At 57.4% G+C, this 13,883-nt stretch carries 11 protein-coding genes and 4 pseudogenes; 4 read left to right on the top strand and 11 right to left on the bottom strand.

Annotated features, from left to right (window positions below):
* Window positions 1-22 precede the first annotated feature (22 nt).
* Both BJF91_RS24175 and hydA read left to right on the top strand, forming a co-directional pair.
* The gene (locus BJF91_RS24175; RefSeq protein ID WP_075617104.1) at window positions 23-1,285 is read left to right on the top strand and encodes a cysteine desulfurase-like protein; all 1,263 of its coding nucleotides are present in this window, start codon (window positions 23-25) and stop codon (window positions 1,283-1,285) included.
* A gap of 29 nt (window positions 1,286-1,314) precedes the next feature.
* Entirely contained in the window at window positions 1,315-2,736 is a 1,422-nt protein-coding gene (gene hydA / locus BJF91_RS24170) for a dihydropyrimidinase (protein ID WP_075617103.1), read from the top strand.
* A gap of 155 nt (window positions 2,737-2,891) precedes the next feature.
* On the opposite strand, the gene BJF91_RS24165 is transcribed toward hydA, so the two are convergent.
* A complete protein-coding gene (locus BJF91_RS24165) occupies window positions 2,892-4,145 on the bottom strand; it encodes a type II toxin-antitoxin system HipA family toxin (protein ID WP_075617165.1) in 1,254 nt (417 codons plus the stop codon).
* Window positions 4,138-4,449, bottom strand: a complete 312-nt coding sequence (locus BJF91_RS24160) for a helix-turn-helix domain-containing protein (RefSeq protein WP_075617102.1) — start codon at window positions 4,447-4,449, stop codon at window positions 4,138-4,140. The genes BJF91_RS24165 and BJF91_RS24160 overlap by 8 nt, the downstream gene beginning before the upstream one ends.
* Window positions 4,450-4,713: 264 nt before the next feature.
* Between BJF91_RS24160 and BJF91_RS24155 the strand changes: the two are divergent.
* Window positions 4,714-4,983: pseudogene (locus BJF91_RS24155) on the top strand (hypothetical protein); the annotation flags it as partial.
* A gap of 4 nt (window positions 4,984-4,987) precedes the next feature.
* Window positions 4,988-5,666: pseudogene (locus BJF91_RS24150) on the top strand (acyl-CoA dehydrogenase family protein); the annotation flags it as partial.
* Window positions 5,667-6,099: 433 nt separating this feature from the next.
* Here the strand turns inward: BJF91_RS24150 and BJF91_RS24140 are convergent.
* The 9 genes and pseudogenes from BJF91_RS24140 to BJF91_RS24100 form a co-directional block, all read right to left on the bottom strand.
* Window positions 6,100-6,333 (bottom strand): annotated as a pseudogene (locus BJF91_RS24140) (LLM class flavin-dependent oxidoreductase); the annotation flags it as partial.
* 33 nt (window positions 6,334-6,366) lie between these two features.
* Complete coding sequence (locus tag BJF91_RS24135; RefSeq protein ID WP_075617101.1) at window positions 6,367-6,792, bottom strand: DUF1622 domain-containing protein; 426 nt, start codon at window positions 6,790-6,792, stop codon at window positions 6,367-6,369.
* 47 nt (window positions 6,793-6,839) lie between these two features.
* On the bottom strand, window positions 6,840-7,517 hold the full coding sequence (locus tag BJF91_RS24130) for a YoaK family protein (protein ID WP_075617100.1): 678 nt from the start codon (window positions 7,515-7,517) through the stop codon (window positions 6,840-6,842).
* Window positions 7,518-8,337: 820 nt separating this feature from the next.
* Complete coding sequence (locus BJF91_RS24125) at window positions 8,338-8,820, bottom strand: DoxX family protein (RefSeq protein WP_075617099.1); 483 nt, start codon at window positions 8,818-8,820, stop codon at window positions 8,338-8,340.
* 24 nt (window positions 8,821-8,844) lie between these two features.
* Window positions 8,845-9,471, bottom strand: a complete 627-nt coding sequence (locus BJF91_RS24120) for a hydrolase (protein WP_075617098.1) — start codon at window positions 9,469-9,471, stop codon at window positions 8,845-8,847.
* Between the two features lie 144 nt (window positions 9,472-9,615).
* Window positions 9,616-11,598: an amidohydrolase gene (locus BJF91_RS24115; RefSeq protein ID WP_075617097.1), complete on the bottom strand. Its 1,983-nt coding sequence runs from the start codon at window positions 11,596-11,598 to the stop codon at window positions 9,616-9,618.
* On the bottom strand, window positions 11,598-11,885 hold the full coding sequence (locus BJF91_RS24110; RefSeq protein WP_075617096.1) for a XapX domain-containing protein: 288 nt from the start codon (window positions 11,883-11,885) through the stop codon (window positions 11,598-11,600). Before BJF91_RS24110 ends, BJF91_RS24115 begins: the two co-directional genes overlap by 1 nt.
* A 68-nt stretch (window positions 11,886-11,953) precedes the next feature.
* Window positions 11,954-12,643 (bottom strand): hydrolase, encoded by a 690-nt coding sequence (locus tag BJF91_RS24105; RefSeq protein WP_075617095.1) that lies wholly within the window; start codon window positions 12,641-12,643, stop codon window positions 11,954-11,956.
* A gap of 477 nt (window positions 12,644-13,120) precedes the next feature.
* A pseudogene (locus BJF91_RS24100) lies at window positions 13,121-13,814 on the bottom strand (LysR substrate-binding domain-containing protein); the annotation flags it as partial.
* Between the last annotated feature and the right edge of the window lie 69 nt (window positions 13,815-13,883).

The raw sequence follows: 13,883 nt of genomic DNA, 5'->3' as shown, positions 1-13,883 counted from the left end.
GACCATTCTGGAGACACTAGGAATGACCACCTCATCACCGCTTGACCTCGATTATGTGCGCAGCCAGTTCCCTGGCCTGTCCCGCGGCTGGACCTATTTCGACAATGCGGGTGGATCGCAAATCTTGAAAGGTGCGCTGGAGCGCATCAATACGTTTCTGATCGAAAAGAACGTGCAGATCGGCGGCTCCTATGCCGTATCGCAGGCAGCAGCCGAAGCGCTCTACGAAGCGCGGACTTCAGCCATGCACCTGGTCAACGCTTCGCGTCCGGAAGAAATCGTGTTCGGCAATTCCACCACGGCGTTGCTGCAGAACCTTTCCCGCGCAATGCAGAGCCAGCTGTCGCCAGGCGACGAGATCATCGTCACAGTCAGCGATCATGAATCCAATATTGGCCCCTGGGACCGGCTGAAAGAGGCCGGCATCACGCTGAAGATCTGGCCGCTCAACAAGGACACGCTGACGCTCGATCTCGCCGACCTGGCGCCGCTGATGAGCGATCGCACCAAGCTAGTCTGCGTGACACACGTTTCCAACATTCTCGGATCGATCAATCCGATCCGCGAGATCGCCGATTTCGTGCATGCGCGTGGGGCAAAGATTTGCGTCGATGCCGTGGCTTATGCTCCGCACCGCGCCGTCGACGTGCAGGCCCTGGATGTCGATTATTACGTCTTCAGCCTCTACAAGACCTATGGTCCACATTATGCGCTGATGTACGGCAAACATGATCTGCTGCTCGAACTCGATACGCTCTACCATTATTTCTACGGCAAGGACAAAGTGCCGGGTAAGCTGGAGCCGGGCAATCCCAACTATGAACTGGCATATTCCACGTGCGGCATCGTTGATTATCTGACCGCACTCGGCGAACAGGCAGGCGAGACCGGCACGGTGCGCCAGAAAATCGAAGCTGCCTTTGCAGCCATCACAGCCCAGGAAAACCTTCTGACGGAACGGCTCTTGAGCTATCTACGCTCCCGAAACGATTGCCGGATCGTCGGGCAGGCCAACCAGGACGAGACACGCGTGCCAACGATTGCCTTCCGCTTCGATGGCCGAGAGGCTGGTGAGCTATGCAAGGCGATGGACAGCGAAAATATCGCCATGCGTTTCGGGGATTTCCATTCGAGACGACTAGCCGAGTATCTTGAGTTGACCGATCATGGCGGTATGCTGCGGGTATCCATGGTCCATTACAACACGCTGCAAGAGGTCGATCGTTTCACGGCAGCGCTTGACCGTATTCTCGCTGGCGATGCGGGATTTGCGAAAGCAAGTTGAGCTGTGAGCGGCAACAAGGACAAGAAACGATGCGTTTTGATACGGTGATCAGGCACGGAACCGTGGTGACGGCAAGCGACACATTCTTCAGCGACGTCGGCATCAAGGATGGTCGTATCGCTGCACTTGCCGCTGACCTGACCGATGCCGACGAGGTAATCGACGCCACCGGCCTGTTCGTGATGCCCGGCGGTATCGACAGCCATGTCCATCTCGACCAGCCCTCGGGCGATGGTATCGTCATGGCCGATGACTTCGACAGCGGCACCCGCTCCGCCGCCATTGGCGGCAACAGCACGGTTCTAGCCTTCTGTATGCAAGAGAAGGGACAGTCGCTTCGGGAGGCGTTGAAAATCTATCATGCCAAGGCAGAAGGAAAATGCCACGTAGACGTTGCCTTCCATCTGGTCATCACCGATCCGACCCCGGAAGTCCTCGGCCAGGAACTGCCAGCGTTGGTGGAGGACGGCTATACCTCGTTGAAGGTCTTCATGACCTACGAAGGTCTAAGGCTGCGAGACGACGAGATCCTCGCGACGCTGGATACGGCACGCCGCACCGGCGCTCTCGTCATGGTTCACTGCGAGAACGAGGATGCGATCCGCTACCTGATCGGCCGGCATGAGGAAGAGGGCAAGTTCGCGCCGAAATTTCACGCCGCGACGCGGCCCGTCGCCGCCGAGCGCGAAGCCACCCACCGGGCGCTTTCGCTTGCCGAAATCGTCGATGTGCCGATCGTCATCGTTCATGTTTCCAACCGTGAGGCGATGGAGGAAATCCGTCGTGCGCGTCAGCGAGGTCAAAAGATCGCAGGCGAGACGTGCCCGCAATATCTGATGCTGACCGCCGACGATCTGGATCAGAGCGAGATGGAGGGTGCGAAATATGTCTGCTCTCCACCGCCGCGTGACAAGGCAAGCCAAGATGCCTGCTGGGAAGGGCTGGAACAGGGCGTGTTCGATCTGTTTTCATCCGATCATTGCCCTTTCCGTTTCAATGATCCGGAAGGAAAGTTGAACGAAAAAGGCAAACGGCATTTCCGCTGGATTCCGAACGGCATTCCCGGCGTTGCCACACGCCTGCCGATTCTTTTCTCGGAAGGCGTCATGAAGGGTCGGATCAACCTCAACCAGTTTGTTGCCGTCACCTCGACCAACCACGCCAAGCTTTATGGTCTTTATCCGCGCAAAGGAACGATCGCGATCGGAGCCGATGCTGACATTGCACTTTGGGACCCGGACAAAAGAATAACCGTGACGAACGATATCCTGCAGCACGGCGCGGACTACACACCTTATGAAGGGCAGGAAGTCCGTGGCTGGCCAATGCACCTACTCTTGGGTGGCAAGACGATCGTGAAGGATGGACTGCTCACTCAGCAGAAAGTACGCGGCAGCTATCTGCACAGAAATCGCTCTTCCCTTGTGCCGAGAGGCGAGCGACACAGGTAGACAGCGGGCCGCAGAGGCGAGACCTTCCTCATCGGTCAGGCGCCCTGCTCAGCGACGATGATCTACATTAAGGTCTTGAAGGGATTCGAACCGGCAACCCGATCGGTACTGGGGGGCCACGAAACTACTAAAGCGTTACGGAAAAATACCAATTGCTAATCAGCGCATGTGCCAAGGACCGGCGACATCAGCTTGATGTGGGCATCAACCCGTTCCAACACTCTATCGGGTAGAACAGCTCGTTCAGGCAAAGACCACCAAGACTGGTTGACGCGCTCGACCGTCTCCGTAACAGCCTTCAGCACAGCAGCTTCCGGCAGTCGCGCACGATGAGCGAAGACTTTCCATCGCTGCGCGTTCACTGCCTTGAACGGCCTTTCACCGGCCAGCGACAGTGCCATAGCGTCCGACGGAATGTAGGGGACAGTCGAGAGCACGTCATAGACGGGGGCGAGTGCTGGCGTGTCACCCTTCCCATGATAAATCAGCGACCAATTCTTAAGGTGCATGTCGCCATTTCCTGTCAGCACAGCCAAAGCCAGTCGTCGCACGAACTCGAGGGCTGCAGCTGAAGAAACGGCGACCCCAAGGGCCGCAGCGATATCATGATAGGCGGCACCCTCATATTTTCGAGACGGATAGACGCCAAATACTTGAGCGAAATCTTCGATATGGACGCGCTCACCACCCGCAACCCGATCGAAACGTTTGACGAGGAGGACTTTGCCGTCGGACAACGTTTCAAACTCCTCCGGGATACCCTCGAACTGCGATTGTTGCACGAGCTCGCGTTCCGGCACCTCCATACCAATCGCCTCAGCCAATGCAAGGTTTGCAAATTCGTTTTCCGAGACACCGGGAAATGATGTCGAAGGAAACTTGGCGATATATGAACCCTGCTTGTCGCCTAAGGGGATCGTCAGCCCGCCGCCCTTACCTGTGTTTTTGATGACGGAGAGTTTCATCTGCACGCCGGCGAGCGAAAACCGGGCCTTCGGTCTGGGGGATGTCAAACCCTCACTACCAACAACGGTGCCTTCGCTCGGCACAATTCGGACAGCCCCCGGCAGATCCGATCCGAGTGCTGCAAGCAAATCGAAATCATTTCCCGCTCGCACGCTACCTGAATGGTGCTTCTCCATTGCCTCGCGCAGTTTATCCTCTGGAAGAAGGTTCGCAAAGAACGGTGGCAAAGCCCTCGCGACAGGCTTCGGGTCTTTCCGCAAACCCCCATGTGCCGCGCGAAATGACAGACTGAGCACTGGGAAACCGCCCGTCTGTCGATAGCTCTCCTCAAAGCTGAACGCGTTGAAGTCTCCAGGCGTCCTCACGAGCATGCCCACCTTCAGGTCATTCAGCCGCACGTCCAGTGAGGTTATAGATCTTGGATCAAGAGGCGCATCAGACATTGCCATCACCATCAGGGCTGGCGACGAAAGCAGGAAGATCATCTTCGGCGCCAACTGGCTGCAGCAAAGCTTCAACCGCCGGGACAATGGCCTGCGGGATGAGCATCAGTTCCAGACCAAGCGCACGACCAATGTTGATCAGTGTGGTCGTACGGGCAGCGCTGGCTCCAGCCTCAACCTCGCGGTACCGCGGACGCGATATACCCGCCAGATCCGAAACCTGCTCCTGGGTAAGTCCCAGAGCCTTTCGTGACGCCTTGAGCAGCCGACCTATCTCCTGAAGAGCCTCCGAATCCGACTTCATTTGACACCTTAACGCTTCATTTTTTCCACCATGATACGTTTACATATCTCATACGAATGCCTATGTCAAAATAAATGACGCTAATAGGGATCATACGAAACTAAAACGATCTCCTTACAGATCAATTTTGCTTCCTCTACTGTTAGGGCGTTAGGCAATCTGGGCACCGAAACTGGAGACACACCCACAATAAACGCTTCTTTAAATGTCCGCTCCTATTCCCGCCCGCCCTCGGCACCGTTGCCGAGAGAATGGAATAAGGACATGGCAAAACACGATCTTTCATCTCATCACTTCCAACAGAAAATCTCGACCTTCTGCGAAGTGCGCATTGCGCCAGTCGCCTCAAAGCGGGTGGTGGAAAGCATTCGGCCCTATCTCATAGGTCTCGTCATCCACCGCCGGCCACCACCGATCGTGAATCGCCGTATGGACTGGACGGCCATTGGCCAGGCATGCGGGATTGAAGGCGAAATGACGGCAGAGTTGAAGAGGCAGCTGCGTCCAGGTTTGGATGCGATTATCCGCTGGCTCCCACGATGAGCCCAGCCCGCGTGTCGGAACCTTCGTCGTTCCGAACGGCCTGCCCGGCATCACCGTCATCGAGAACTGGAAAAGCCTCGGAATCCGGGCCACCGGCTCCCATGACGTCGAGTATAGCAATGTGGAAATCCCGGCGGAAAACGTGCTTGATCTCGTCGACCCGTTGGTCGCCGAACAGAACAATCGCGGTCACGCCGCCATGACGCTTGCGCTGACTGCAATCTATCTCGGCGCGGCGGAAGCCGCCCAAGAAGCCTTCATCCGTTTCGCCCATGAACGTGTCCCAACCAATCTTGGCCGTCCTATTGCAACGACCGAACGCTTCATCACACTTTCCGGTGAAATCGACCTTCTGGTGTCCGGCGCACGCCAGATGATCTCGGCGCGCTCGATGGCGATCTGAGTGAAGCCGAGCGTCTGATCCGCGCGCCTTCTTGCCGGACGGCAGATCAGGGCCGCAGTTCAGATCGCCGTTCGCGGCATGGGTAATCCAGGCCTCAATGAAGACCTCGGTCTCGAACGCCACCTCTGCGACGTTCAATCCGTCCTCGTCCACGCACCCCAGGAAGATACCTCCGTTGCCTTGCTTGGCAGGGCCGCCCTTGAGCGTTGGAACAAGGACGACAGAGCGCGAACATACCCCCCACGGTCTCGCCATCGTGAAGACGGCGTGAAGCGTAAAGCTCACGCCGAAATCTCATCATCGGCTTCTCCGGCGACACGACACGCCCTCCAGCACAAGGCGTTTTGTCGAAGACGTTACTGAAGCACCGGCACAGCGCACTGGCCTCGACCACGTCGTTTTCGATATCGAGGACCTTGGACCCTCGCTACTCTCTGCCCGCTCGGTCGCAGATCTCGACACGCAGGCTCAAAAGCTCGTGAAAACAATCATTGACGCAGACGCGCTCGTCATCGGCTCGCTCGCCTACAATCTGCGCCTCATCCCCAAAGATATGGCCTTCCGGTGTTCCTGTATCCTGGCTGCCATCCGCAACGCACAAGCCAAAACCGCATAAACGAATACTTCGCCAGCACCACCACACCGCACAAAATCAATGCCTTCCGAATCGGTCAGGGCGGACTATGCAGCTTCAAAGTGTAGCCACGTATCTTGCTGGTGCGCGCCGCGATGGCAGCCAGTACCACCTCCGGCGCGGAGACGGCAAAATCCTTACGGTGATGTTCGCCAATACCGAAGAAGTCGATGCCGTGTCGGTCAGCCAGAACTGCCTCTTCGACGACATTGCGGATCACCTGTGGCTGCGCAAGCAGGTCTCCGTCTGAACCTGTGGTGACGTCGCCGAACGTATCAAGGCCGAATTCCAGGGATTGTGTCATGGTATATTCCAATCAGATAAAAAGAGGATATTGTTAGCGCACATCTGAGAGCGACGATGAACTCGAGCGGGAGCCTGCTGCGGACCTCGCGTTTTTCGTCCACGGCCACTGCCCATCGATCTCGGCTTCAAGGGAAAAACTGAGAAATGTCCGGATGAGCACGATTAGTCCGAGCAATCCGACGCTTTCCCACGTCAACGGCGCGATGATGGTGGCAATGATGTCTGCGCCGATCAGGACCTCCAACCCCAGCAGGATCCCGCGGCCGAGATTGGCGCGATAGCGCTCATAGGCTTGGCGCTGGTCGATCGAGAAGACATCCCTGATGTAGCCGATAGTTGCGATCAGAACACCGATCAGGATCACACCCACGCCGAAGAATTCCAACCCGGTAGCCAGCGGCTTGAGGATGGGTGCAATTAGACTGGCGATGCCACTCGCTTCACTTCCGATATCCATGATGATGTCCTCTTCAATTCAACGGATCGATGCTGAAACGGGGAGTTTCAGGACTCGGCCGCGGCGCTGCTTGCAAACAGAGCAACGACTGCGATGATAGCCGGAAGGGTGAATGCGACAGCTGCTGCGTACATGTAGCCGAGGGCACCAATGCCGCAGCCGAGCGCAAATGTCGCCACGGCAGCCGCCATCTTCTTTACCCGTGCCTTGGCCGTTGCGACCTCCTCGGCTTTCGGATCGGCCAGAATGTCCGCGAGATCGAGCATGATCTGCGTGGTCGTGCCGGTCATCAGGGTAGACGGCGGCGCTTTCGACAGATGCGCCTTATGAAGTCCGTTCTGAATGGCCATCGCGGAAACCAGCGCCATGCCGACCGCAAGAGTGACGGCGCCTTCGTCTGCACGGAACGGACCGTGATAGAGCGCGTAGGCGGCAACGCCGACGAAGAGCAAGAGCTTGACCACCAACATCGGACGAATCGGCGAGCGATTTTGGTTCTGAAGTTTCAGACACACGAGGCGGGAGCAAAAGACGACCAGGCAGAACACAGGCAGCGCCAAAAGTTTTGACAAGGCGCCATCCAGACCGTGTGCGAGGGTCGCGCCCAGCGTCACAAAATTGCCTGTCACATGGGCGGTAAACAGTCCCGACAGCGATAGAAAGCCAAGCGTATCGACGTAACCGCCGTTGAAGCTCAAAATGGTGGGGAGAGAGATCCTCTTCATCCGTCTTTATCCTTTTGCGTCCTGTTACCAGGAGAATTTCAGCTCTGCGCCGAGATAGTTGCTGTTGTGCCCCCCAGCTTGGCGGATGGTGTCGCCAACATCGTAGTGAACGGCTTCGACAGGTTTGGGTGGTAATCTGCTGAGAGGGATATTGCTCCGAGACAAAGCGGCGGACAATTACAACAGTTGTTCAGAATTAATTGCGTTTTTTGTAATTATCAGGAGCGCCTTTTAATTGACGGCGCTCTCGTCCCGGCTTTCCCTAACTTCGGTTTTCGGCAGCCATCTCCTGCAGATCCAGGTCATGTTCCAGTTGGCGCATGAAGGTGTCATGGATCTCGCCCGCGCGATGCATCCTTAAAATCTCCGCGCGGACGGCTTTCACGGCGGCGAGCACGGCTTTGAAGTGCTGAGACCTGATGCTGTCATGCGTGGTCGGATCCCGTTCGTGGGATGCCGCAACTTTTGCACGATGATCCTATTGCTCCAGAAGACGAGGAGGTTTGACGACACCATTGTCACCGACGGATAGCGATTGGATGGCTCGATATTGAGCTTCGGCCATCCGCCTCCAGGCAGAGGCTTCGTTGTCCTTGATGGAATTTGCTTCCTCGGGATTGATGATGTTGAGGAGAGCAACGAGGTTTCCCAGCGTACTCCCCTGCAAAAGTACCGTGACTATGATGACAGCGAACGCGGTAACCAGAATGACGTCTCTTCCTGGAAAAGTTGCTGACAGCGAAAGAGCTCCACCAACGTCACGACACCGCGCATCCCGGCCGAACTCATGATCGTCGTCGTTGCGAAGGCGGAGCTCGGATCAAGTGGTTCTCGTTTGCCGCGCAAGAGTCGGTGGCCGGTGCCGGCGCCAGTCATCCAAGCAACGCGAGCGCAGGTCATTGAGAGCAACGAACACGAACGCGCCACTGAGCCCGACATGCTCGAAGAAGCCGTTCATTGCGGCCGAATGCTCGGGGCCTGCCGGGATCTCCCAGAACCGCAGGGCAAGGTAGGTCGCCATCAGGGTGAATACGGCCAAAGCGAGCGCACCCAGCCAACGCAGCCGTCCCGAAAGGATAAGGGCTGACATTGCGAGCTCGAAGATCGGAACGGCTATCGCGAAGAACGGCGCTGGCGGGAGGCCAAAATGGTTCATCTCGGCGATAGCGCCCTGGAAATCGAGAGCTTTGGTTAGCGGTCCCTGGATATAGGCCGAACAGAGAGCGAGCAGAGCGAGGAACTCTGCGGCATGCGCGTTGCCGGCCGGGATGCTGCCAGAATCCCGCGTGGTTACGGTTTTCATATAACGACCTCGAAGCATCCAGCGTTAAAGCGGGTGGATCATGTCGCGAGCATAGCTGAGACCGATGCCATAGCCGCCTGCATGGGCCTCGACAATCGCCCGGGCGTCGCCGTAGGTCTCCTTGCGAGTCCAGTCGCGTTGCAGCTCAAGAAGAACCTGGAGCCAGGACGTCATTGTAGCACCCGCGGCCTCCATCCGGCGCAAGGCCAGAGCGTGGCTGTCGGACGTCACGCCGCCGCAAGCGTCTGCCACAACAGACACATCATAACCATCGGCGATGGCCGACAGGACAGGAAAGGATACGCAAGCTTCCGTTAGAAGGCCCGAGACAAGCAGTCTCTTGCGCCCAGTCTGGCTGACTGCTGCGACCACGCGATCGTCTTCCCAGGCATTCATGTTATGTCGCTCAATCGAGGCGACATCCGGCAATACCGATTGGATCACCGGCATGACCGGACCACTGTAGACCTTGGATGCCGATGTCGAGACGACGACCGGGAGGTCGAACGCCTTGGCCGTTTTTGCCAGCGCAACCATGTTGCTGAGAAGAACCTGGCGATCGGTCGATCCGACGCCGAATGCGAGCCCCGCCTGCTGATCGATCAGCAGCAAAACAGGGGCCGAGGGTTCGAGTAAGGGAAGTGTAGACATGGATAGCTCCGGACTGGACCGATCACCCTGGTGGACTGACGGTAAAAGGTGAAGAGATAGTTGGGACACACAGCCAGCATCCCGACGGATCGTGGTGTCGATTGAACGGACCGAGAGCATCCGGTCCGTTCAGTCTTGCTTGCTTCAAACCGCCCAGCAGGAGCAGCCGAGAGCGCCGAAAAAGCCCTTGAGGTCGGCGATTGGCAGTTTCGATGTCCATGCACCGGCATGGTCATGGCCATGCACGCCGCAATCGCTGGCACAGCCGCAGGTCGAGATGGCCGTGCGGCGCAGCGAGCGGGCGCCTGCACCATTGGGCTCACCCCAGGCCGCATAACCGCCGAACTTGCGCACCGGAGACCAGTCCGGCATGGCCGGGGGAATGTCGTTTTCGTCCAGTGCACTGAAGTCACCCGCACCGTAGACGATCTTGCCGCCGACCATGGTGAGTTCCGAGACGAGGAACGAGATCTCGTCCTCGGCGCAGGCGAAGAAGTCCTTGTCGGGTACGACCAGATCGGCGAACTGACCCTTTTCGATACGGCCCTTCTTGCCTTCCTCGTTGGAGAACCACGTAACTTTTTCGGTCCACATGCGCAGTGCGGTTTCGCGGTCGAGGCAGTTGGCCCGCGGGTAGAGCTGCATGCCACCGACGGTCTTGCCCGTCACCATCCAGGAGAGCGATACCCATGGATTATAGGAAGCAACACGGGTCGCATCGGTGCCCGCCGAGACGTTGACGCCCTTGTCGAGCATTTTTCTGATTGGGGGCGTCGCCTCTGCCACGCCATGGCCGTAGCGCTCGACGAAGTATTCGCCCTGATAGGCCATGCGGTGCTGGGTTGCGATACCCCCACCAAGCGCCGCGATGCGATCGATCGAACGATCCGAGATAGTCTCGGCATGGTCGAAGAACCAGTTCAAACCTTCAAGCGGAATGTCCTTGTTCACCTTCTCGAAGACATCAAGCGAACGGGAGATCGTCTCGTCATAGGTGGCGTGCATGCGCCAGGGCCAGCGGTTCTCGGCAAGCACCCGCACCACTTCTTCGAGTTCGCCTTCCATCTCCGGCGCCATTTCCGGACGCGGCTGGCGGAAGTCCTCGAAGTCGGCGGCAGAGAAGACCAGCATCTCTCCGGCGCCGTTGTGGCGGAAGTAGTCGTTTCCCTGCTTGTATTTGACCGACTGAGTCCAGTTGAGGAAGTCTTCCTTCTCTTCCTTCGGCTTCTGCGTGAACAGGTTATAGGCCAGACGCACCGTCATCTGGTTTTCGTCGGAGAGTTTCTGGATCACCTCGTAGTCATCAGGGTAGTTCTGGAAGCCACCGCCTGCATCAATCACACCCGTCACGCCGAGACGGTTCAGTTCGCGCATGAAGTGGCGGGTGGAATTGACCTGATAATCGAGGGGCAGTTTTGGTCCCTTGGCGAGGGTCGAATAGAGAATGCCAGCGTTCGGCTTGGCGAGAAGCATGCCGGTCGGGTTGCCATTGGCGTCGCGGGTGATCTCTCCGCCCGGTGGGTTCGGTGTATCTCTGTTATAGCCAACGGCACGAAGGGCTGCACCATTGAGCAAAGCGCGGTCATAGAGATGCAGCAGGAAGACCGGCGTGTCGGGGGCGACCGCATTGATCTCCTCGATTGTCGGCAGGCGTTTTTCTGCGAACTGATGCTCGGTGAAACCGCCGACGACGCGAACCCATTGCGGAGCCGGCGTGATCGCCACCTGGCGCTTCAGCATGTCCATCGCATCGGCAAGCGAGCGCACACCATCCCAGCGCAGTTCCATATTGTAGTTCAGACCGCCGCGGACGACATGGGTGTGGTTATCGATCAATCCCGGAAGAACCCGCTTACCCTTGAGGTCGACAATCTTTGTCTCGGGTCCAGCAAGCGACATGATCTCGCTGTCCGCACCGACCTCTTGAAACAGGCCGTCTTTGATGGCGACTGCTGTCGCGTTCGGATTGCTCCGATCAAGCGTGGTGAAGCGGCCGTTGTGAAGGATAAGGTCGGGATGCATCGTATCTACTCCGGTCTGTTTGGGATCGGCGGCATTGGCCGTTGCCAAGAGGTTCGAAAACGCCAGGCTCGACGCGCCTCCAGGGAAGGTTCGGCGTGTCGTCATCAGCCTCTGTTCTCCGGGCTGGTTTCGTCACGATGGGCGACTTTCACATCATCGGCGCCCTTCGGCATGTGACCGAACATGTGCGGCTTGATCTGATGCAGCCATGAGACAGCTGCCGGCTCTTTGCTCCAGAGCGATTTGGCCAGCGGGATGACCTGTTCACCGACAAGGATGCCAAGAAGACCGACGAGTGCAATCACCGGCGGAGCGGGCGAGCGGACGTTCAGGAGGCTGTAGATGATGCCGACGAGAAGGCCAGCGCCGAGAGACAGGAGGTAGATTTTCATGGGAGAGCTCCTCTGGGGAAAGAGAAAACCACTCCGACAAGGTTAGCCGGAGTGGTCTGACCGGCATCTTACTTGGCGGGGTTCGGACCGATCCGCTTGCCATGGGTGACGCGCTCTGCGCCCTTGTGAACGTGGGTGACGGCATAGTCGATGCCCATGCCATAGGCCCCGGAATGCTCCTTCACCAGAGTGGTGACGGCGGCATAGGTTTCCTTGTGCGCCCAGTCACGCTGCCACTCGAGCAAAACCTGCTGCCAGGTGACCGGAATGACACCGGCCTGAACCATGCGGTCCATCGCATATTTATGCGCGTCTGAAGTCGTGCCGCCGGAAGCATCGGCGACCATGTAGATTTCGTAGTCGGGAACATCATGGAGGGCGGAAAGCGCGAAGGTCGTGTTGCAAACTTCCGTCCACAGGCCGGATACGACGATCTTCTTGCGACCGCTGGCGGCATTTTTCGCAAGCGCGTCACGAACGTTCTGATCGTCCCAGGAGTTCATTGAGGTGCGCTCGAGAATATCGTTCTCCGGATAGACAGCAAGCAGTTCTGGAAACGTGTTGCCAGAAAAGGAGTCCGTTTCGACAGTGGTGATGGTCGTCGGGATGTTGAAAATCTTGGCAGCCTTGGCGAGACCCACAACATTGTTCTTCAGCGTCTGGCGGTCGATCGACTGGACACCGAAAGCCATCTGCGGCTGCTGGTCGATGAAGATGAGCTGGCTGTTTGCAGGGGTCAGGACTTCGAGCTTGGACATGGTACTTTCCTTTTCGTTTGTTTGGACCGCGAATGCGGGTGGCTATGAGCGCGTCTTGGAGAGCCGATTGGCGGTCCGGTTGTTTCCGGCTTCGGCTGCTGACAGAAAAACTAGCGCGATAAATGCTTTCGCAAAATTGCAATATTAATTGCGAATGAATTGACTTAAACGCAACAATAGGCTCTGGATTGGACGTGATATGCGTGTCGCTCGCGCCCTGAAGAAACCGCCAGTCGTTGGATAGATTTTCTCGGGGAAATGTCATTCAGGCAGGCAGCTTGGCAGCCATTCGCAGGACCACGTTCACGCAGCCTGCTGATTACCCTCAACAAAATTAATTCCACACCAAAGGTCGACATACACCCGGGCTGCGTTCCTACACCAGGAGACAGAGATCCCTTCCCTGGCGCGCTCTTTCAAAAAATCGCACACATCGGCGGGGAATAGATTCAAACAAGAGATTGGGGAAGCCTGTGATTATGGAGTAGCATCCATGAACTTGGGTAGACCCGTAGAGGTGCTTGAACCATCGTCGTAATGGGAAAACACGCCCGCGACCCAGTCTGCGAAGACCTGGTATTTTACGTTTGGAAACCGGCCCGCTGGCCTGACGATGTGAACAGGATAACGTGGCGCAGCCCAGTCGTTCAGGATCGCAACCAGGTCGCCCCGGGCGATGTAGGGTCGTGCCAGGAATTCAAACGTCTGTCCTATGCCCAGCCCAGCCAATATCCCTTGCCGATGCGCCGTTGCGTCACTGGCGGATAGCTTGATCGGGCTATAGATCTCTATTTTCCGTCGCCTTTCATCAGGCGAACGGGTGTCCGCTTCAGACTGCGCGCGACAAAAAATGAACATGCTCCAGATGCGAGGGAGAAGCAGGCAAGTCATGTTGCTTGAGGTATCCCGGCGTCGCGCAAGTGATGATTTCAACGCCGCATAATTTCCGCGCAACAATAGATCGACCGGGTAGATCGCCGGCCCGTATGACGCAGTCTATCCCCTCTTCGGCAATGTCTGCCTGGCGTTCCGTTACACCGAGATGCAACTCGATTTCCGGGTAAAGCGTGTAAAACTCCGGTAACCGGGGGATTAGAATCGCATTCGCAAAGGCGCCTACAACCTCCACGCGACGTTTGCCACTCGTGGGCAGGCGCCCACGAGTGGCCTCAATTGATCCACGTTTCTGCATCGAAACTCGCGCAAGCAGTTGTCTCGAACTCGAGCAATCCCTTGCGGG

The organism is Gillisella taibaishanensis, from assembly GCF_001938985.1.
GTDB lineage: Bacteria > Pseudomonadota > Alphaproteobacteria > Rhizobiales > Rhizobiaceae > Allorhizobium > Allorhizobium taibaishanense.
Note: the sequence above shows the minus strand (reverse complement) of the source record. Positions and strands in the feature narration are given on the sequence as shown.